Genomic DNA, 21097 nt, shown 5'->3' on the forward strand with positions numbered 1-21097 from the left:
GACCCTAAAGGAAACAGCCTACTGACGCACAAGCAAAAAAGACTTTCTATTAAACGCCCACCTGATCCGGTGGGCTCATAACAATAAAAAGAGGTCTACACGATGAACGATTCCACGAGCCCGGTACGCGTCGCCGTTGTGCAATTTGATCCGCAAGTCGGTACCCACAATCGCGCCTCCAACCTGGAAACCAGCCTCAGCCTTGCCCTGCAAGCGGTGAACAATGGCGCCAATCTGATTGTGCTTCCGGAGTTGGCCAATACCGGTTATCTATTCAACAATCGCCATGATGCCTATCTACATGCCGAACCCGTTCCAGGCGGTCCCAGCCTGCGGGCGTGGATGGACTTCGCCCAGGCTCACCAAATACATCTTGTGGCGGGCCTGGCCGAGCGCGAAGGCATGCAGTTGTTCGACACGGCAGTGCTGCTGGGCCCCGATGGCCTGATTGGCAAATACCGCAAGGCCCACCTCTGGAACAAGGAAAAACTCTGGTTCACCCCTGGCAACCTTGGATTCCCCGTATTTGAAACATCCATAGGCCGCATAGGCTTACTGATCTGCTGGGACATCTGGTTCCCCGAAGTCCCACGCATACTGACCCAGCAAGGCGCCGACATCATTTGCAGCCTGAACAACTGGGTGTGGACCCCGCCGCCCCTGTTCGACGAAGCGGGCAAATGCATGGCCTCTTACCTGACCATGACCGCCGCCCACGCCAACAACGTGTTCATTGCTGCCGCCAACCGCATCGGGGAAGAACAGGATGCGCGTTACCTGGGGTGCTCGCTGATTGCCGGCACCAACGGTTGGCCCATCGGCAAAATCGCCTCATCCGACGAGCAAGCGATCATTTACGCCGACATCGACTTGTCCAGCGCCCGCAGCGCGCCGATCTGGAACAGCCTTAACGACCTGCAACGGGATCGCCGGAGCGACCTGTATGACACGATGCTCGGCTACCACCTTCACCCGTGCCTGCCACGCTGACGGAGGGTCGATCATGGATTACATACCCACAAAAGTGTCATCGGACTCATCTGTTCGCCACCTTGTCATGCTGATCTCGGCCACGCTCATCCTGATCGCGTCACTCACTGCGTTGTCGGTGTCTTACTCCACCTCGGCACCGGTACTCTGGCCAGGTTACAACGACATGATGGACAGCCTGCCCTCGCCAATAGCGTGGTTACGTTGGGTGGTCGGCGATATCAGCGAAGTGGCCTTCTACAAACACGAGTTCGCATCACTCGGTCTGCTGCTCGGTGGTGCTTTCGGTTACTGGGCCAGTCGGTACGCGCAAGCCTGGCAAGGCTTCAGCATCGCCTACGGCACGGGGCTCTGGCCTTGGTTGGTGACCAGTTCATTGCTGGGACTGCTGCTGAGCAACGCGATCTGGGGCTGGACCCTGACAGCGGATTCCTGGCAACCAACGTTCGCTGCATTTGTGTCACTTCCGGCGGCCATGGTGTTGCTGTTTGGCGGGGGATGGAAGGTCACGCTCAACGGCGCCTTGCTCGGCGCGATTCTGGTGACGCCGAGCTGCCTGTTGATGGTCAACTACCTCTGTATTCCCCTGGGTTTGCCAGTGGTGATTGGCAATGTCCTGGGCATGGCGTTAGGTAGCGTGGTCGCATTTTTACTCTGCCGCGCACTTCCGGCGCTGGTCAGCCGTGCAACTGAAACCAAGGCCGGCATCCCTCCCCCCGCCCCGCTGAAAACACCCGACTACGGCATACGCTGGACGTTACGTCGCGTGCTGGCGGACTTCTCCGAAGCCCCATTCTTTGGCAATGAGTGGGCCAGCCTGGGTTTGCTCGCCGGGGTATTGCTGGCCTATGCATTAAATCCAATGAGCCCCGCTTATGGATCTGGATGGTTGCCACACCTGATTGCAGGTCAAGCGCTGACTTCTCTGATCGGCATCATCCTGTGGCGCCGGCAATGGCGCGAGCGTGGTTGGTACCCAACCTATGTACCTCTCGTGTCTGTGGTGCCCGCTGCCGTCTTGACCTATGGCGGAAACGCGACAGTGATTGTAACCAGCGCATTGCTGGGAGCCCTGATCGCCCCGCCGCTGGCCTGCGCAATTGCCGGGCGCCTGCCTGACTACATGCATCCGTATATCGGCAACGTATTGTCCATGGCGATCAGTACGGTGTTGATCGTACCTTTGATCGGTATGGTAATTGCGGATTAACGCATCAGAATGGGCTGGTTTCCTGGTGCGTCACCTGCATCAGCGCCAAGGCAATGGCGTGGATCTGGCCCAGCATCCACAGTGCGTTTAACCAGACCTGCAGAATGCCCTGCGCACCGTAATACACACCTGCAACCTGACCTACGATGGCGGCAGTGATGCCTGCATCGTCGCCCAGGTTCGCAGCCGCCAACCCCGGAGCGCGCAGACTAAACCTGCAGCGCCGCCAGCCACGCCAACAACTTTTCATCCTGGTTCGGGCCAGCAATGATTTGCAACCCGCAGGGCAGACCATCCACGGTGCCAGCGGGGACATTGATGGCGGGTAAACCAAGCAGGTTCCAGACGCTCGTCAAGCCATTGATGGCCTCTCGAATGGGATGTTCAACGCCGTTGACAGTGATGCTCTTGAGACCAAACCGTGGTGGCGTAATCGCGGTGGATGGCATTACCAGCAAATCGGTTGCTTTGAATAGTTCAGCCACTTGGCTCTGCAGCAACTTGCGGCTTCCCAGCGCATTCAGATACTGCCAGGCGCTAATCGCTTTGCCGGGTGCGAGGCGAGTTCTCAGCTCACTGCTGAAATGGCTGCCCTCATCCTCCAGGTACGCACTGTGCACGGCGTAAGCCTCGGCGAGCAGAATGGTTTTAAAAGCACTTTGAACCGCTGGAATCAGCGCTTCGAAATCGGCGGCACGTTGTCCGGTATCAAATATCGCGTGGAATCGTGCACGGCAGCATGCAAGCACGCGCTCGTCCACATCGTGGATCGCCCTGGGGTCCACCCATACCGCCCGAGGTTTGTCGGCAGGTTTCACGCAGCTTATTGGCGAGACGCTAAGTACCTCCAGCAGTATGGCAATGTCTTCTACACATTGAGCCAGTGGACCGACATGGTCCAGGGTGGCGCTGACAGGGTAAACCCCCTCAAGAGAAATGCGCCCGTAACTAGGCTTGAACCCAACCACGCCACAAAAAGACGCTGGAATACGAATGGACCCTGCGGTATCAGTGCCGATCGCGATGGGGACCATGCCCCCGGCAACCGCTGCGGCACTCCCTGCGCTGGACCCACCCGTGACCCTGTTCAGGTCGTGAGGATTGTGAGACGGCCCCTGAAATGAAAATTCGCCCGTTGGGCCGAGCGCAAACTCACTGGTCAGCGTTTTACCAACCACCACCGCCCCGGCTGCCCTGAGCAGGGCGACACAACGCGCATCAGTCGTAGGCCAGTGGTTTTGAAACAGGTGAGAACCATACGTCGTAGGCATGCCCCGAGTATCGATGTTGTCCTTGATTGCGATGGGGATACCGTGCAGCGGCCCGCGATACTGACCCTCGTCGATCTCCCTATCGAGCAATTGTGCGGTGTGGAGTGCCTCAGCCACGTTAAGCGAGACGAAGGCATTGATCGCAGGGTTCTGTTGATGGATAGCGTCCAACGCCGCCTGAGTGAGTTGAACGCAACGTACCTCTTGGTTGCGCACCTGTCGGGAAAGCTCTGCGACAGTTTTGCCCTGGAAGAAGCCATGAGGTTGAGCCATGAGTGAAAAACCTCCTGCACATACGGGTGGATAGCAGGAACTCTGCCTGATCCGCAGGCAGATGTATGTCATCCGCTTCGCTTAATGAGTTGGGATGAGCCCGTCAGATAAAGACACCGGCAGGAAAGCCTCGTGCGATGTTCCATCGGCTTGCCGGCGCCAGGTCGGCCCTGCCCCGTCCTGGATGTGGTAAGAGGTGCAGCAGGCCAGCGGTAATGCCTGCACATCACGCAAGAAGCCGCCCCGTGAACAAAAAAACCGCGTATGCGTTTTTTGCTCAGGGGGCGGCTTCTTTGCGCAGCAAGGTGGGAGCTACTAGCTGCAAGCGTTTATTACTTGCAGCTTGTGGCTTGCCGCTTACAGCTCGGCAAAGCACTCTTCAATGATTGCCAGGCCCTTGTCCAATTGCTCGTCCGGCGAGGTCAACGGCACCAGCACGCGCAACACGTTGCCGTAGGTACCGCAGGACAGCAGGATCAGGCCCTTGTCACGCGCCTTGGCCACCACCGCAGCAACGGCTGCGGCGTTCGGTTTGTGGCTGTCGCCATCTTCGAACAGTTCCACCGCGATCATCGCGCCCAGGGCACGCACTTCGCCGATCACCGGGTATTTGGCCTGGATGGCCTTGAGGCCAGTCACCAGGCGCTCGCCGACGGCCTTGCAGCGGTCCAGCAGGTGCTCTTCTTCGAACACTTCCATCACCGCCAGTGCGGCGGCGCAGGCAATCGGGCTGCCGGCATAGGTGCCGCCCAGGCCGCCCGGGGCGATGGCGTCCATGTATTCGGCCTTGCCGCACACACCGGCCAGCGGGAAGCCGCCGGCGATGGATTTGGCAAAGGTGGTCAGGTCGGCGGCAACGCCCATCTGTTCCATGGCGAAGAAGGTACCGGTACGACCGGCACCGGTTTGCACTTCGTCGGCGATCAGCAGGATGCCGTGCTTGTCGCACAGCTCGCGCAGGCGCTTCATGAACGATTTAGGCGCGACGTAGAACCCGCCCTCACCCTGCACCGGCTCGATGATGATCGCAGCGATATCACGCGGCTCGGCGTCGTTCTTGAAGATGCGCTCGATGCTGGCGATGGCGTCGTCGTCGCTCACACCGTGCAGTTCGTTCGGATACAGCGCACGGAACACACCGCCTGGCATCAGGCCCATGCCGGCCGAGTAAGGCACGACTTTGCCGGTGAGGCCCAGGGTCATCATGGTGCGGCCGTGGTAAGCGCCGGTGAAGGCGATCACCCCAGCACGGCCAGTGGCGGCGCGGGCGATTTTCACGGCGTTTTCCACCGCTTCGGAACCAGTGGTGACCAGCAGGGTTTTCTTGGCGAAATCACCTGGCACCTTGGCCGCGACTTTTTCGCAGACTTCCACGTAGGGCTCGTAGGCCAGTACCTGGAAGCAGGTGTGGGTCAGCTTGTTCAGCTGCGCGGTCACCGCCGCGATGATTTTCGGGTGCACGTGGCCGGTGTTGAGCACGGCGATACCGCCGGCGAAGTCGATGAACTCGCGACCTTCAACGTCGGTCACGGTGGCGTTCTTCGCCGATTCGGCGAAGATCGGGTGAATCTGGCCAACACCGCGCGGTACAGCGGCTTCGCGGCGTTTCATCAGGGATGCGTTGGTCTTGCTCATAAAGTCCTCATTCGCCGCTCATCGGGCGGCGTGGTTCAAGGATAGGTGACGGGGAGGCAACTACGGCAGCATGCGATGATCGACTGCCACAGCTTTCCCGGCCACTGCGAATAACGACGTGAAACACGCAAAGGGACAGCGCTCTCGTGCCCTTTGCGTCTGTTGCAATCTCTTACAGGGCTTAGATGCCCAGGCAGAGGTATTTGATTTCCAGGTAATCCTCGATCCCGTACTTGGAGCCTTCACGGCCCAGGCCCGAAGCCTTGATGCCGCCGAACGGCGCCACTTCGTTGGAGATCAACCCGGTGTTGACGCCGACCATGCCGTATTCCAGGGCTTCAGCCACACGGAACACACGGCCCAGGTCGCGGGCGTAGAAGTACGAGGCCAGGCCGAATTCGGTGTCGTTGGACATCGCGATCACTTCGGCTTCGTCTTTGAAACGGAACAGCGGCGCCAGTGGCCCGAAGGTTTCTTCCTTGGCCACAGCGGCGTTTTTCGGCACGTCGGTGAGGATGGTCGGCTCGAAGAAGTTGCCTTCCATCGCCTTGCCACCGGCCAGCAGCTTGGCGCCTTTGCTCAGGGCATCGGCAATGTGCTCTTTGACCTTGGCCACGGCTTTTTCGTCGATCAGCGGGCCAGTGGTGGTGCCTTCTTCCAGACCGTTGCCGATCTTGAGCTTGGCCACGGCCACTTTGAGTTTTTCGGCAAACGCGTCGTACACCGAATCCTGGATATACAGGCGGTTGGCGCACACGCAGGTCTGACCGTTGTTGCGGTACTTGGAGATGATCGCGCCCTCGACGGCCTTATCCAGGTCAGCGTCGTCGAACACGATGAACGGCGCGTTGCCGCCCAATTCCAGGGAGACCTTCTTGATGTCCTTGGCGCATTCAGCCATCAACTGGCGACCGATTTCGGTGGAGCCGGTGAAGGACAATTTACGCACGATCGGGTTGCTGGTCAGCTCGCCGCCGATGTCGCCGGCGCTGCCGGTGACCACGCTGAGCACGCCTTTGGGGATACCGGCGCGGTGCGCCAGCTCAACCAGGGCCAGGGCCGAAAACGGCGTTTGCGAGGCCGGCTTGATCACCATGGTGCAACCAGCGGCCAGGGCCGGGCCGGCTTTGCGGGTGATCATGGCGGCGGGGAAGTTCCACGGGGTGATGGCTGCGGTCACGCCGATCGGCTGCTTGATCACGATCAGGCGCTTATCGGGCTGGTGGCCGGGGATCACGTCACCGTAGATGCGCTTGGCTTCTTCGGCGAACCACTCGATAAACGAGGCGGCGTAGACGATTTCGCCCTTGGCTTCGGCCAGCGGCTTGCCTTGTTCAAGGGTCATCAGGCGGCCGAGGTCGTCCTGGTTTTCGATCAGCAGTTCGAACCAACGACGCAGCTTGTTGGCGCGCTCCTTGGCGGTGAGTGCACGCCAGGCCGGCAGGGCCTTGTCGGCCGCTTCGATGGCACGGCGGGTTTCCGCGGCGCCCATCTTTGGCACAGTACCGAGAATCTCGCCCGTGGCCGGGTTGCTGACCTTGATGGTCTGACCATTGTCCGCATCGACCCAAGCGCCATCGATGAAGGCTTGCTGGCGGAACAACTGGGTATCTTTGAGCTGCATGTAGGCTTTCCTTAACAGCACCGCGCGCACGCGGAGCGAATTAGAGTTATTGAAAGGCGCCTTGTGGGCTGCCGTCAGGGAAATCAGCCTCGGTGCGCAACATCAATATATAGCGCACGGGAGACAGAGCGTTTGAAATCTCAAACGAATCCTAGGATCAATGGGGGGAAGGGGCAATAGGCTGTTCGAAAAAAAGAACGTAAACGGGGCTTTTGCCGGATTTTTCTGATCAGCGTAACTGGCCCAGATTTCATTGCGTCGTTCAGCGGCGCACAGCGCAGGGCCTCTATACGGCAGATTCCTACACTCAAACGCCCAAAGACCAGCATGGACGCCCAAGGTCGACATGGGTATGATGTCGCCCGCACAAGCATCCGTAGCTCAGCTGGATAGAGTACTGCCCTCCGAAGGCAGGGGTCGTGGGTTCGAATCCCGCCGGGTGCACCATATAGCAGTCTCGGGCTGTCTCAGACAGTCTACGAAACACCCCAAGAAGCCCGCCCTGTGCGGGCTTTCTTGTTTCTGGCTATCCGTCCCTGTCTACCCCTATAACTTCCCGCCGTGTATGCCCACGTGTATGCTTTGAGATTCCTATAACTGGAGGCATACAGGAAGTGAAGCGCACTGAAATCAAACGCCGCCCCTTAGCAGACACCACTCTCGCAGGCCTGGAGCCTGAGCACACGACGTATCGGGAGCAGGACGGGAATGGCCTGTACTTCCGGGTGAAGCCTAACGGACAGAAATCATGGGAGCTGCGCTACAAAAAGCCAGACGGGAAATGGTCTTGGCTGGGTCTCGGCGGCTACCCGGAAATCAGTGGCTCATTGGCGAGACAGAAAGCAGCTCAACTGCGGGAAGACGCATCGACCGGCAAAAATCCATTGGTGAGCAAGCAAGCTCGGAAGGTTGCAGACCAGGTTGCTGCCAACAACACCTTTGAAGCACTAGGCCGCGAGTGGTTTGAGGCCAGACGTACAAGCTGGGAAACAGGTACGTCTCGACGAGTACTTGGCGCACTTGAGCTTCACGTGTTCCCCGTCTTCGGCAAACGCGTGTACACAGAAATATTGCCCCTGGAATGGATGGAGTTTCTACGCGGCATGGAGCAGAAGGGGATCATTGAACAAATGGGCCGAGTTCGTGCCTTTTGCAAAGAGATCTATGACCTGGCCCGAGTAACAGGACGAGCCGTCCACAACCCCCTTGAAGGTCTCAGCAAATTCCTGCAATCACGTAGCGCTGAAAACTATGCACACGTTTCGATTGAAGAACTGCCTGCGCTACTTCGAGCGATCAACTCCTACCCTCACGCAAAGGACGTTCGTATAGGGCTTCGCTTGCTTTCCTTATTAGCATCGCGCCCGAGCGAGATCCGCGAAGCACGCTGGTCAGAAATCGACCTCTCCAAAAAGCTATGGACGATCCCAGCCGAGCGAATGAAACGTCGTCGCGAACATGTGGTGCCTCTCTCTCGACAGGCAATTGAAGCGCTCACTGAGTTACGAACACTGACAGGTGCGTACCCTCTCCTATTTCCAGGCAGGAAAGACAGGACAATCCCCCGTAGCAATACAGTCTTTCTAATGGCGCTCCGCAGACTGGGATATGCCGGTCGGCAAACAGGTCACGGCTTTCGTCACATCGCGAGCACCATACTCAATGAGCAGGGTTTCGATGAGAATCACATTGAGGCCCAGCTCTCTCACGCAAAGGAAGGAATAGCAGGGGTGTACAACAAGGCGGTTTACCTGCCTCAGCGCAGAGTGATGATGCAGTGGTACGCAGATCATCTGGATGAGCTAGTAGATGGCAACATTATTCAGGGACAGTTTGGCAAGGCCGGTTGAATACGCCAATCCCACACCCATCAAGAATCGGTGTTACTGGTGTTACGCATGTTACGCATCCGACCAACCAATTGATTTTATTCAATATTTCTTGCGTAACACGTATTAAAAGAGGTCCGTACACCATGTGTTACGCGTCAAAAGCGTGTTACGCCTAAGGCGCCCAAAACCTCTGGCGGCCATCTCTTATTGGTCGCCCCACGCTGAGGAGGGGCCGCTGTTATCGGACTGCCAGAAGGGGCTCAGGGGAGTACCGTTCGTCGGGAATTAACTGGATTTCATTTCTCACTTTCCGATTTTTAACTGTATAGAAAACCAGTAGGGCAAGGTAGGACAGCCCAGGAAAAAACTGAAACTTTGCTGCGATCTCGCTCGCTTAAACTGTCTTATCCATAAAACCTGCGTCGAAAACTATAAAAATAAAGCTTTTAAAAAATAGAAAATCGTTTACATAGCTGGGGCCTGTACGAACTACGACAGGAAACGCGCTATGCAGCCTCACGACACTTCAGACCACTCCACTACCTCTCTCACCCCTGCTTGTCTGCTCACTACCGACCAAGTCGCTAATGCACTAGGTCTGTCCAGCCGAACGCTTGCCGCCTGGCGAAGTTCTCGCAGCAACTCACTTCCCTATATCAAAACCGGGTCTCGGGTTCGTTATCGCTCCCAAGACGTGGTCGCGTGGCTTGAAACCCAACTGCGCTCACCTGCAAAAACCGCTGGAGACATGACCTGATGAGCGCCCCAAAGCAATCTGCAAAAGTTGTTGGGCTTGCGCCCTCTACTCCACGAAAAAGTCACCAAAAGGCCCCTAGCGGATCCGCATGCTTGCCGATCAGCGCGCCTCATACGGAAATGGGACAGTTCGATCCGGCCGCCACGCTGATACGCATCAATCAAGTCATAGCCCTGACAGGTATCGGCCGCGCAACGGTTTACAAACTTATGAGCCAGCCAGAGAGCGGCTTTCCGCAAGCGGTAAAGCTCACCGACAGCAATGCGCGTGGGGCTCCGGTCGCTTGGGTATTAGCCGAAATTTTGAATTGGACACGGGCGCGTATCGCGGCCCGCGACCGGGCGGCGGCATGACGAATCGTGTCGCTAACAAGGCCATTTTGCAGCCCTTCTCTGTGCTCAGAAAAGTCGGTTTCTCGTCGCGGTGGATGCAACGTTTTGAGCTTCACAGAGCGCAACAAAAACGCCTGAATCGAGTAGTTGTAGTCATGCAATGGGCAGACGGCACTTGGTGTGCACTTTCAGTACCCAGCGAAGCCCCGCGTGCCGTGATCGTGGATGAAGGGCAACAAATCGACGCTTACGAAGACGCACGATCTTGCCTCGACGGCGACATCCTCCCACTGCTCTCCCTTCGCTGGGAAGCCAATGCCTGAAACAAAAACGCCCCCGGCGGCAACCGGAGGCGTTGAGGTAAATCTACATGCCTGAGCAATTTATTCCCCACCGAAAAAATCCGCAAGTGATCCGCACGGTTGCGCTTTCAAAAAACGGACGTTACTCTCTGGGTGTCGCTGCAAATTCAGCGAACGGGCTTGGTAACCCGACGAAATCAAGGCGCAACAGCGCCCCCATTACGATTGCAGGCGCTTTTTTTGTGCCCGCAGTTACGTGTTATGGCGGCTGTGCGTGGGAGGCATTCGTGCCTGCCGGGTTCCTTGATTCCCGGTTTACCAACCTGCGCACAGCTGCCACCCATTCGCTTGGTAACGAACGTGGCAGCTCCTCAAATCAAGGAGCTACACAGATGAAACACGCCCTCAATCCATCCAAAATTCGCGCCGCTGCTCATCGAGCAATGGCTCTCGCCGCTTTACATGCCAACTCCAGCCTCGCTACACGCCTCTCCCGCTACAATGTCCATATGTCCAAAGCGCGAGCTCTGGAAGCTGCGGGGGGTGCCCAATGAGCATGCTCCCAGGCTTTGCACTGCCCGAAGATCTACTCTGCGTAAGCCAAGACGCCGAAGCCGGTCTGCCTATCGACGCCATCACCTGCGCGCTCGACCGTGCCAACTCCGTTCTCATGCTGCTGGAAGACCACTTAGACGGGGATAAACCCCTGCTCTCCAACCGCGTGCTGTCGTCCGTTATTTGGGACGTGCGTGGCACCTTGGGCTTGATCAAAACACTCACCATGTACGGTGATGCCTCCTCTGTGCCGATGGGCCAGAAAGGCGGTGCGCTGTGACCCACTCCAGCACGCGTGGACGCTCCGAGTTCTCCCCTGCCAACGGTAACGGCCAAAACCTGTTTCGGGTGAATGCCGGTATCCCGCTGGAAGACGCACTTGAAGCCGTCTCCCAAATTCTGCACCACGCCAATCAACTGATCCTCGACGCCGCCATCAGCGATGCGGGCGAGCGTTTTAGTTGGCCTGCGTTCTACCTCGGCGAGATGGCCAAAGCGCTGATCGATGACGTGAACGAGGCGTTGCTTGAGTCGAGGACCGCCCCATGACTCAACGCACCGGCAACACCTCAAAACGCCCCAGCTTTGCCGACGTAAAAAGCGCTGCCCTGAAGAGCATCGACCGCGTACTTTCTCGCTGGCTGCCGAACGGCAAACGCGTCGACGGCGGTAAGGAATACACCGCACCGAATCCCACACGCACGGATAAACACGCTGGCTCACTCAAGGTCAATTTGAGCAAAGGCACCTGGGCGGATTTTGCCACTGGCGATAAGGGCGGCGACCTGATCGACCTGGTGCGTTACATCGACGGCGGCACGGACGTTGAGGCATGCAAAAAGCTGGCGGATCTGCTCAGCGTTTCCACAGGATCTGCAACCACCAAAAGCACACCAGCCAAGAGCGCAACGCCGGAGTGGATCGCGATTCAACCGATCCCGGCCGAGGCCATGAACAAGTGCCCTGCCAAACACCGGCAACACGGAGTTCCGTCCAAGGTGTGGATCTATCGTGATGCCCAGGGCCAGCCGGTCATGGCGCTGTATCGCTTCGACCTGGGCCCAGATGAAGACGGCAAACCGCGAAAGGTCTTTGCGCCGCTGACCTGGTGCAAGCGCTCCGATGGGCAAACCACACAATGGCGCTGGCAAGGGTTACCGGAACCTCGGCCTTTGCTGCGCCTGGATGAGCTGGCACAGCGCGCCGATGCGCCCGTGGTGTTGTGTGAGGGAGAGAAAGCAACTGATGCCGCTGCTGAGCTGATGCCGGACTACGTCGCCACCTGCTGGCCGAACGGCTCCAACTCTTGGCACAAGGCCGACCTGACGCCACTCAAAGGGCGCACTGTGATGCTGTGGCCGGATAATGATGCCAGCGGCAAGACCTGCATGGACGCCATCGAGCTCAAGCTGATTGAGCTGGGCGCCACGTCAGTCCAACGAATCTCGCTCGACGTGTTCAAGCTCAAGCCCAGCAGCAAAGGCGGAAAACTCACGCTCATTAAGGGTGGAAAATGGGCAGACGGCGACGATGCAGCGGATGCGATAGCCAAAGGCTGGACCGCTGGCCACGTCGCCGAGCTGGTGGGCAGCGGTGAGTTTTTCGGCAATGCCGCTGATCCAACTGAACCTCAACAACCGAAGGCCGAGGCCCCCGCCAAACGTCCTGCGAAATCAAAAAATGACCTGTTGCCGGGCGGCTTTCGCCTGACGCCTGAGGGGGTGTTTTATTCCGGCGACGATGGTGAGGCACGCCCCGTGTGCTCGCCTCTCGAAATCATCGCTCGCACTCGCGACAACAAGGGCCACAACTGGGGTTTGTTGGTTGAGTTCGATGACCCAGACGGCGCTAAAAAACGTTGGAACATCCCGGCCCGGACCATGACCGGAGACTTCGGCAAAGACGTACTCGGCCCGCTGGTAGACATGGGTCTGCGCCTTGCCGGAAGCCGATCAGGACGCAACGCACGCAATGACCTGCAGAGTTACCTCGGCGGCTTCGACAGCGCCCAGCGCGCACGTTTGGTGACACGCCTGGGTTGGCACGACAACGCCTTCCTTTTGCCCGAACAGCAAATCGGCTCACACGCCGAACACCTGCATTTTTATGAAGCCGGGGCGCAGCTTCCACCAATCAGCGAAGCGGGTTCTCTGGAGCAATGGCAGCAGCAAATCGGCGCGCTGTGCATTGGTAATCACCGCTTGGCGTTTGTCGTCTCTGTGGCCTTTGCGGGGCCTCTGCTGAACCTGCTTGGGCATGAGTCGGGCGGCTTCCACCTTTATGGCGACAGTTCCGGGGGTAAGACTACCCACTTGCAGGTCGCTGCCTCGGTTTATGGCGGGCCGCGCTTGGTGCGTTCGTGGCGCTCGACAGATAACGCCTTGGAGTCCATCGCCGCTGCACACTCAGACGGCCTACTGGTGCTGGATGAAATCGGCATGTGCGACCCACGCATCATTGGGGAAACCGTATACATGCTCGGCAACGGCACCGGTAAGGCCCGGGCGAATGATCGAGGACAAGCGGGCCGACAGGTGCAGGAATGGCGCTTGCTGTTTCTCTCGACCGGCGAGAAGACGTTGGCGCAGCACATGGCAGATGCCAACAAGGAGCTGAAAGCCGGTATGGAGGTGCGCATGCTTGCGGTGCCAGCGGATGCCAGCAAGGGCCTGGGCATGTTCGATGTGCTGAACGGTTTTGAGGATGCAGCCGCCCTCTCCGATGCGCTCAAAGCCCGCGTAGCCAAATACTACGGCACGCCCCTCACCGCCTTCCTGCACGCACTGTGTGCGCCCGGAGAAATGCTCAGGTGGTCAGTGATCGTTCGCCGCACGGTGGAACAGTTCATCACCCAAAATCTGCCAGCCTCGGCAAGCGGTCAGGCCCAGCGTGCCGCCCTTCGCTTTGGCCTCGCAGCAGCGGCCGGGGAGTTAGCCACAGCCTTCGGCGTTACTGGCTGGCCCGATGGCACAGCCACAACCGCAGCACGGGTATGTCTGCATGCGTGGCTAGCCGAACGTGGCGGCGCCGGTAACTTTGAGGGTGATGCGATTTTGGCGCGGCTGCGCCAGGTCATCGAGCGCTTTGGAGAAAGCCGCTTTACCCGTTGGGAATCTGCCGCCGCCAAGATCGATGAGCACGGCCCTCGCACGATTGATCGGTTGGGCTTTCGCAAGACCCTGGAACACGGCATGGGCGACGCCCTGCACACCACCAATACCTACTACGTACTGCCGGAAGCTTGGAGGGCCGAAATCTTCAAGGGCATGAATATCAGTGCGGTGAACAAGGAGCTGCTTCAACGGGGTGTGCTCGAGCCGGGAAGCGACGGAAAGGCGTACAGCTTAATTCGCCTGCCCGGGTTAGGCCCCCAGCGCTGCTATGTGGTGAAGACAGTTCCAGGAACGGATGAAGGCGAGGCCAAGGCCGCCTGACGGCATGCCTGCTGATAGAGGTAGCGCCGGCTCATTCCCGGCCTCGCCAGCCGTACGACAATCATCCCTATCAAACGCAGTACCCAGAGACAATACAGATGAACACTATCCAAGAACTGAAAGGCCGCCGCGACACACTGACCCTCGAAATGGAGAGCATTCAGCGCGACCTGGCGCCCTTTGAAGCGGCACTGGAAAGCCCCGAAGTTATCCAACAGGGCCGTCAACGGGCCGTGCAGGATGAAATCAACGATCATAAAAGACGCATCGACTCGCGAGATCTTGAGATCCGCACCCTGAACCAAAAGATTGATCGTCTTGAGGCACTGGCGAACCGCGAAAGCTTGGCTGCGGGCTACATCAGCGCCATGGCGACCTGGAAAGCCGACGAGATGGAGCTCAACGAAAAGCGCAGCAGCATCGAGACCCGGTTGCAGCAGGTCCGCCAGAGCGATCAGGAAGACATGGCAAAGGCTCGACAAGCTGAAACGGACGCAGCCACCGCTTATGCACAGGCTGTAGCCTGGGGCGATGTAGAGGGCGAGAAAGCCGCTAATGCGGAAGCCCAAAAGGCTGCAAAAAACCTCACGACTGCGGCTGAGCATCACCGCCGCCAACAACTGCTCATCACCGCCCTGGAGCAGGAGCTGGTGACGATTGATCAGCACATCACGGAGGCACAAAAAGAACACGCTAAGATCGAGAACAAAGCGGCTCATCTGGCGAACACAGTTTTAGAAGAAAAGTGGAACGAGGTCGCCAAAGCGCTGCTGGAGACAGGCGGCAAGCTGTGGGCTGCACGCATCCTGATAAATCGAGAACCAGTTGCACTGATGAAGCTGGACATCCCTGAACAGGGCGAAAACTTCGGAAGCTGGACTTGGCAAGAACTCGCAGACCGCTCGAGTCAATACAACTTGATCGACCTATTAGCTGCCTAACCCAAACCCTCTCCGAAGCAGCCTGCGAGACGGGTTGTTTCGGACTTATCAAAGTTTAATCATATTCAAACTAACGTAAGATACTCCTAAAGGGGAAAGATCGTAGGACATTAAAGAATTGAGCGAAGTGCGCAATGCCTAACATAGAAAATGCAAAAGCAACGGGACCAGCGAATGTCAAGATATGTTTAGACAGTACTATTTTGGAAAAAAGACAGCAAGAAACACGCACACTTCAACGGATGCAATACTGACTTCCGTTAAAGTGCGCATTCTAAGCCTCGAAACTCGCAGGCGAGCTAGCAACACTCAAAACCGAGGCTACTCTAATGAAAACAGTAGGCAATCACACTTTAGAAAAATACCTTCTTACCACCTCGAACCCAACTCTTGCGCTGAGCTCACTGCAATAATCTTGAAAATTATCCGCCTTATTTCGATCCGCCAAGTCAGAAACGCACTTGATGCATAATACTTTTGACTGTGGGTCAACAGACATATCCGCAGAAAAATAAACACCAAAGCATTCCATGTCAACAGCAATAGCCTTCCTGTGCTGCCTGATAAAAATGTCATGTTTCGCTGGATCTTCAACCACCGCACTTCCTGAAAGCATAGGACCCACTTTGACTGAGGGGGGTGACTCAGGGCGCTTTTCTTTACCTCTCCAAAAGCTCTCAGCTAATCCTTCAGTTCCCCTCGCAAGAGCTACTAGCTCTGGAGAACCTTCTTTATGATCTGGTGCGGAATCAAATTCCCCGGTATGCAACCACTTCCCGCCTTGCCAATCCCAACTTCTATCTGCAACAATCACGTCCCCCAACTTCACATTCCGAATACCCCCACATATACCGGTCATAATTATGAGCCTGGGGAAGTATTTCTCCCATAAAACCCTAACCATATATGATGCTGCGATCATTCCCATCTGGGTAGAATGAGCACAAACAAATTTCTTCAACTTCCCATCTATTTCTGCCGTTCCCTCTTGAATTAGGACACCATTGCCAAGGGACTGTTCGGGAGTCCAAGAAATCGGTAACTGGAGTACCGCTGCTAGTTCTGGATGCCTTAGCGCTGTCACAAAGCAAACGTCAACCAAGTTCTCCCTCGGCTGTTCCTGAGAGCGCTCGATACGGGAGATTAGCTTTTGAAGCGAGAAACGCCAATCGGGTAGCTCTGGAGTAACCATAAGAATCTGCGTAGTAAATCTTCGAAACTCCTCCTCATGCTGTTCACGGGCTTCGTCATCGGCAGTAGTTCCGACAATATTTTTCGGAGGATGATATTCACCATCTTCCAATATTAACTTTAACAACTCCAACCCCACAGACGCATGAGGCGTATCCCCAAATCTGTTAGGGAGAACCAAATCAAGTAGCAACAAGTCGATAAGACCCGCATTATCCTTTAAAGCACAACGTGTTTCATAAGCATTTTTGGCAATGATTATGTCTGCGATAGAAACACCGTACTCAATCAAAGCATCAGTGAGAAGCTGGGCTTTAAAAGAATTATCTTCTGAAATTAATACTTTAACGCCCATCAAACTCACCATTGATCAAAAATTTTAGTTTATTTCGCCAGTCACTTTTTTGGCTAGCGTAAAATAGCACAGCCAAAAGATTCACTTTAAACCTCTTAAGGAGCTGCTCCGTTATCTGCTCAAGCGTTGAAGCTGAACCATCTACTTCAGTAAACTCATGATATTGTGTTATAACGATCGCCTTGGTTTCATCGGTTTCGCTTTGGATATATCGCAAAACATCAAGGCCGCCCTTTGCTTGAGGCTCGCCGCCCGTCTTATCAGCCTCAAAGTCATATGTTGGAATAGACATATCAACAATACAGAGCGCATAAGTTCCCGACTCCAATGCTCCAATTGCACTAGTCAAGGACCTTGCAACATAAATATTTTCACTTACAACGCCAACATCCTCAGTAAGACAATTCATTATTGCATTTAATTTTGGCGTATCATCTTCAATAACGAGTACGTTCATGCTAGTAATTAAAGACATCATATGCCTCGTCTCTTTTATGCAGAGGAATGAAGGCCACCACAACAAAATTGCGACCTTCCAGCTTTATATCTAGAGGAACAGGACAGATAGAGCGATCCACCCTATGCGAAAGCCTAGCTATTTTGGGAAGACCTGTACCCCCTTCACTCGCCACGCTTTCAAACTCTAAATTGTTCTGAAACTTTTCTCTTATAGCTGCTAAAGCCGCAGGTGTCAGTTGACTAACCCGTACAGAAGAAAGAGGGTTCGATATGGCGAACGAAAGAATACCATTAGACAGCTCAATGTGAGAGACAACGTCAATAGTATAATTCCTATTACCGAATCCAGAATACTTCCAACAATTTTCAAATAACGTGCTCAGTGCTTCGACTATAGCGCCCATGCCTACAGCCGTAAGCTTTACATCAAGACACTCCGACTGTTCCACCTCAATATTTGCGTTAAAACGAGGGTAAATATTTTTCGAGGCTCGTATAGCAATACTTATCACCTCATTTAAGCTGAAAACCCTATTAGTGAGATTGCTATGGGGCTGGAACCACCCACCAGCGACAACACACTTCTGGCACGTCAAATTCTTGATCCTTGTAAGAGCTGTTACCAATCCCCTCGTTCCATCTCCAGAGGCCTCAATATCTGAAATTGCTTGATCAAATAGGTTGTACGTACTTTGCTGGAAATCGTTTGAAAAATAATCATTCAAATTTTTTAACGAGGGTTCTAGCAACTTCCAAAAACAACTGAACACAACCGTTACGAAATTTGAGAAGTCAAGCATCGAACCAACAAGGAAAGCCGTTTTATTGAAAAACGTATCACTATTACCCATGTATATATAACCATTCGGATGCTTTTCACTTTTGATTCGAATTTTATGTAAAAGAGCGTCATTTATCAGATTAACTAAGCTTTTAGAGAGATTGAGCAGGGCCGGTACCACTACACGATCTATATCCTCACTATGAATTTCATGTAGGTACTTCTCGATACTAACATCGAGCCGATCACCAACTGCCAAAAACCCAGCCTCATCAACGGGACCCAGGATAGTGTTTTTTATTGTGCCATGCCTAATCCGAGCACTTAAGTAGCAATGCAACCCATCAAGCGGATCATTTAGAAACTTATTTTCGAGACGACCGATAATCGCTAACAAAATCTTATTATCTTCCGACAGCTCCCCATTCGCAATTTCCGCCATCCGTTCCTCTTGAGATGAGTTGACGAACTTGAAGATCTTTTCGGTAACTTCTTCGACATCTGCTAATGCATAAGCTTTTTTCCATGTCTCAAAATCCTGCCTCAGCTCTTTTTCGGCCCACCTCAAGACGCCGGCTTCATTAACAAAAACTCTCGTCTCATCAACGTGACTCAAGCCCTGCCACTGAGATTCTCGAAGCGTAATATCCATGATTTCTGAGGCATACTCATGCTCGCTATCAGGATCAACCTGGACAAGTAGACGTAAAACGCCGAGGCGTTCGTTCATTGCCTCAAGACTTGTCTTAAGACTCAAAAAAGTAAGATTCTCCTCTTTCCAAACGTTAGAGAACAATGTAACTACTGCTTTCTTATTTTGCGGTAGAAGATCCTCGGTTAAAATTTCTTTTACTTTACGAATTTCATTTATTTTTTTACATGCCATTTTACAGGCATAATGAATTTCTTCATCCTTGCTCTCAAGCGCAGAGTTGGTAAAGTGCGTAACTATTGCTACACGTATCGGATCAAGGTGCTTTAAGTCAGCCCAACTGTTATCAATAAATATATTTGCGAAAGGGTATTCAAAACAGGACGTTTTGCTCTCTTCTAGCTTACTATAGGCAAGCTCTACTGCCTGCTCTAACTCACAAGTCTGACTAAGCAATGCAAGTAATAGTTTAGTCGCCTGTCGATTCCAATAGCGAGATTCTGTATTCAGCCGCTCAATTATCAATGTACATTCTTTCGTTCGACCATGGTCTAACAGCTCATAGCCCAACCATAAAATTGCATTATTAGAGATATCTAAGCGTGTATCCTTAGTAATTACTCCCTCGTATGCATCCTTAAGGTCAGAAGCACTTTGAGAAGCATCAAAATCTGTGAAAGTAGAAATTCGATTAATCGCTATCCACGCGAGTTTTGGAGGCAGAATAAATAAATCTTCGAGAGTCAAACTCCTATTGCACAAGGCGAGCCAAGGCTGCGAAGTTATTCTCTTCCTCTCTTTGCCGAACATATTAGAACTAAAATCTGTTAAACATAAGCCAACAGGAAGAAACCGTAAGCGTAAGCTTTCTTTCTCTAACTGCCTTAACGATTTAATTGCAGACGCGCCATTCTCGTTCAAGTCATGAATAAAGCCTAAAGCTTCAGGTAAACCGTCAGAACTAGAGCTATGTTCGACAAGTGACCTGTAAAACTTTTCTGTATTGGGAATAAACAGTTCATTGTCGCTAAAGGGATCATCTGCAAGCAAAAACTTAATCTTATTAAGTCTAAAATCGCTAACCCCACTTGAAATTAGCAGATCAATTCCCACGCGCATTGAGTCCGTTATAGATTCGGGCTTTGAAAAGATAACTGAAAATATTGCTTCGACTAACGTATTATAGCAATCAAAAATTGAGTTACAGAAGTCCTGACAGATAACCGTCCCCAATGAATCCCCCAGATCCGAGACGCCGAGAGCGTGAAACATATAATAGTTTTGAAGCCTCGGTTTTTTTAGATGTTTTGGTATAACATCGCTCCATCGTGAAAAGAAATTATCTACTGAATATCTGTCATCTGCGCGTTCAGAAAATATAGTTGATGCGAAATTTATGATGCGGTTGTCAGATTGTTCTTTGATTTCCCTTGCCAACTCTCGCACGGCATCTGAACCATGAACCTTACTAAACAAGTAATAGATCGCTTCAAGTATCCAAAATGACCAGCCATTGGCTTTTTGGAACTTTTCCACCTTATCTAACGCTAATGGATAATCCTCTTTTAAAATATTTTCTTGTATTTCAAAAGTTAAAACCACGAACTTATTAAGCTCATCACTATGTAACGCCAACCAGTTCGCCGCAAGCGATATATCTTCACCTAGCGACTTACCTTCCATTGCACAGTCATATCCGAGATCGTTAATATCCTGCTTTCCGGTCCATGACCGCCTTTTAAGTTTCTTACCGACATCATAATAAACTTTAAGAAACGTTGGGTACTGGTCTACATTTAGATTATTTCTAATAACCGAGGCCTGTCCTATAAACGTCGTATAGTCCCTGACTGCTGCCTTAGTCAACGTTTTAAATATGGATCTTTCCAGAGCTCTAGACAATTTGATCCCTCATAGTCTCGCGATATTAGGTAGCTCAGATTGCTCCATACTAGCAAATCGCCAACCCGACGTGGGAGTGACAGGGATAGCCCCCCTTGGGAGCCTCCAAGCAGGCGCCAGCCCGATCAGGCCGCCAGGTTTAAATGTAGAAAGACGCACAAAGCAGGGCATTTCTGTTGCACCCAGGGCTACACACATTTTGCTCCCAGCGGGGTGGTCGCTCAGTTAATCCTTCGAAATCCGACTCGAGGATGAAACGCTGCACCTCACGGACCATAACTGTAGGCTTCCTCCCGTATGGCCCTGTAGCCCGATTCCGCCCAAGGCAATGACCATGACAAACGAAAATAATGAGCACGCCAGAGAGCTGTCGGTACTGATCGTCGTAATGAATACGGCAGTGTCTAGGGTCTTCCCAGGCATCGATCTGATCGGACTATGTCAACGTTACCAGTTTATCGCTCGTGGCCTTTCTCGAAGGCCTTTACGTCCGATCTAATAGTGGAAGCCAAGGCATGGCTAGGCAGCGCGTGGCGGCAATCTCCAACAGTGGGCCGAAGAAATGGTTACGGCCCCGTCAACAGACAGCAATCGATGTAAC

General features: G+C 54.0%; 18 protein-coding genes and 1 tRNA gene. 12 read left to right on the plus strand and 7 right to left on the minus strand.

Translation table 11 applies throughout. From position 1 onward, the window contains the following. Positions 1-102 precede the first annotated feature (102 nt). Together BFP96_RS10035 and BFP96_RS10040 are read left to right on the plus strand one after the other, a co-directional pair. The gene (locus BFP96_RS10035) at positions 103-990 is read left to right on the plus strand and encodes a nitrilase family protein (RefSeq protein WP_065883122.1); all 888 of its coding nucleotides are present in this window, start codon (positions 103-105) and stop codon (positions 988-990) included. Between the two features lie 13 nt (positions 991-1003). Continuing rightward, positions 1004-2200 (plus strand): hypothetical protein, encoded by a 1197-nt coding sequence (locus tag BFP96_RS10040; RefSeq protein WP_065936125.1) that lies wholly within the window; start codon positions 1004-1006, stop codon positions 2198-2200. A 4-nt stretch (positions 2201-2204) separates the two neighbouring features. Here BFP96_RS10040 and BFP96_RS10045 read toward each other — a convergent pair whose 3' ends face one another. The 4 genes from BFP96_RS10045 to gabD form a co-directional block, all read right to left on the minus strand. Continuing rightward, positions 2205-2393: a hypothetical protein gene (locus BFP96_RS10045; RefSeq protein ID WP_065893841.1), complete on the minus strand. Its 189-nt coding sequence runs from the start codon at positions 2391-2393 to the stop codon at positions 2205-2207. 16 nt (positions 2394-2409) lie between these two features. Further along, the gene (locus BFP96_RS10050) at positions 2410-3744 is read right to left on the minus strand and encodes an amidase (RefSeq protein ID WP_065936126.1); all 1335 of its coding nucleotides are present in this window, start codon (positions 3742-3744) and stop codon (positions 2410-2412) included. 357 nt (positions 3745-4101) lie between these two features. Next, entirely contained in the window at positions 4102-5379 is a 1278-nt protein-coding gene (gabT, locus tag BFP96_RS10055; protein ID WP_065883128.1) for a 4-aminobutyrate--2-oxoglutarate transaminase, read from the minus strand. A gap of 181 nt (positions 5380-5560) precedes the next feature. Then, complete coding sequence (gene gabD / locus BFP96_RS10060) at positions 5561-7003, minus strand: NADP-dependent succinate-semialdehyde dehydrogenase (RefSeq protein WP_065893843.1); 1443 nt, start codon at positions 7001-7003, stop codon at positions 5561-5563. A 370-nt stretch (positions 7004-7373) separates the two neighbouring features. Here gabD and BFP96_RS10065 point away from each other — a divergent pair. From BFP96_RS10065 to BFP96_RS10100, 10 genes are all read left to right on the plus strand, one after another. Beyond that, positions 7374-7450, plus strand: a tRNA-Arg gene (locus BFP96_RS10065). A 167-nt stretch (positions 7451-7617) separates the two neighbouring features. Beyond that, on the plus strand, positions 7618-8853 hold the full coding sequence (locus BFP96_RS10070; RefSeq protein WP_065936127.1) for a tyrosine-type recombinase/integrase: 1236 nt from the start codon (positions 7618-7620) through the stop codon (positions 8851-8853). A 490-nt stretch (positions 8854-9343) separates the two neighbouring features. Next, positions 9344-9592, plus strand: coding sequence for a helix-turn-helix domain-containing protein (locus tag BFP96_RS29030; protein WP_083216612.1), 249 nt, complete (start codon positions 9344-9346; stop codon positions 9590-9592). 119 nt (positions 9593-9711) lie between these two features. Beyond that, positions 9712-9945: a helix-turn-helix transcriptional regulator gene (locus BFP96_RS10075; RefSeq protein WP_065936128.1), complete on the plus strand. Its 234-nt coding sequence runs from the start codon at positions 9712-9714 to the stop codon at positions 9943-9945. Then, positions 9942-10247: a hypothetical protein gene (locus tag BFP96_RS10080; RefSeq protein WP_065936129.1), complete on the plus strand. Its 306-nt coding sequence runs from the start codon at positions 9942-9944 to the stop codon at positions 10245-10247. Before BFP96_RS10075 ends, BFP96_RS10080 begins: the two co-directional genes overlap by 4 nt. Positions 10248-10294: 47 nt before the next feature. After that, positions 10295-10780, plus strand: coding sequence for a hypothetical protein (locus BFP96_RS30235; RefSeq protein ID WP_139113376.1), 486 nt, complete (start codon positions 10295-10297; stop codon positions 10778-10780). Beyond that, on the plus strand, positions 10777-11061 hold the full coding sequence (locus BFP96_RS10085) for a hypothetical protein (RefSeq protein ID WP_058426345.1): 285 nt from the start codon (positions 10777-10779) through the stop codon (positions 11059-11061). The genes BFP96_RS30235 and BFP96_RS10085 overlap by 4 nt, the downstream gene beginning before the upstream one ends. Further along, entirely contained in the window at positions 11058-11330 is a 273-nt protein-coding gene (locus tag BFP96_RS10090; protein WP_017478646.1) for a DUF3077 domain-containing protein, read from the plus strand. Before BFP96_RS10085 ends, BFP96_RS10090 begins: the two co-directional genes overlap by 4 nt. Beyond that, a complete protein-coding gene (locus BFP96_RS10095; RefSeq protein WP_065936130.1) occupies positions 11327-14215 on the plus strand; it encodes a DUF927 domain-containing protein in 2889 nt (962 codons plus the stop codon). Before BFP96_RS10090 ends, BFP96_RS10095 begins: the two co-directional genes overlap by 4 nt. Positions 14216-14313: 98 nt before the next feature. After that, positions 14314-15156 (plus strand): chromosome segregation protein SMC, encoded by an 843-nt coding sequence (locus BFP96_RS10100; RefSeq protein ID WP_065936131.1) that lies wholly within the window; start codon positions 14314-14316, stop codon positions 15154-15156. 346 nt (positions 15157-15502) lie between these two features. Here BFP96_RS10100 and BFP96_RS10105 read toward each other — a convergent pair whose 3' ends face one another. From BFP96_RS10105 to BFP96_RS10115, 3 genes are read right to left on the minus strand one after another with little or no spacing between them, the layout of a single operon-like run. Next, positions 15503-16702 carry a 5'-methylthioadenosine/S-adenosylhomocysteine nucleosidase family protein gene (locus tag BFP96_RS10105; protein WP_065936132.1) on the minus strand — a complete coding sequence of 400 codons (1200 nt, stop codon included), beginning with the start codon at positions 16700-16702 and terminating at the stop codon, positions 15503-15505. Continuing rightward, a complete protein-coding gene (locus BFP96_RS10110; protein ID WP_083216614.1) occupies positions 16692-17180 on the minus strand; it encodes a response regulator in 489 nt (162 codons plus the stop codon). The genes BFP96_RS10105 and BFP96_RS10110 overlap by 11 nt, the downstream gene beginning before the upstream one ends. Further along, on the minus strand, positions 17161-20496 hold the full coding sequence (locus BFP96_RS10115; protein ID WP_139113377.1) for a hypothetical protein: 3336 nt from the start codon (positions 20494-20496) through the stop codon (positions 17161-17163). The genes BFP96_RS10110 and BFP96_RS10115 overlap by 20 nt, the downstream gene beginning before the upstream one ends. Positions 20497-21097 lie beyond the last annotated feature (601 nt).

Source organism: Pseudomonas sp. 34 E 7, from assembly GCF_900005715.1.
Taxonomy (GTDB): domain Bacteria; phylum Pseudomonadota; class Gammaproteobacteria; order Pseudomonadales; family Pseudomonadaceae; genus Aquipseudomonas; species Aquipseudomonas orientalis_A.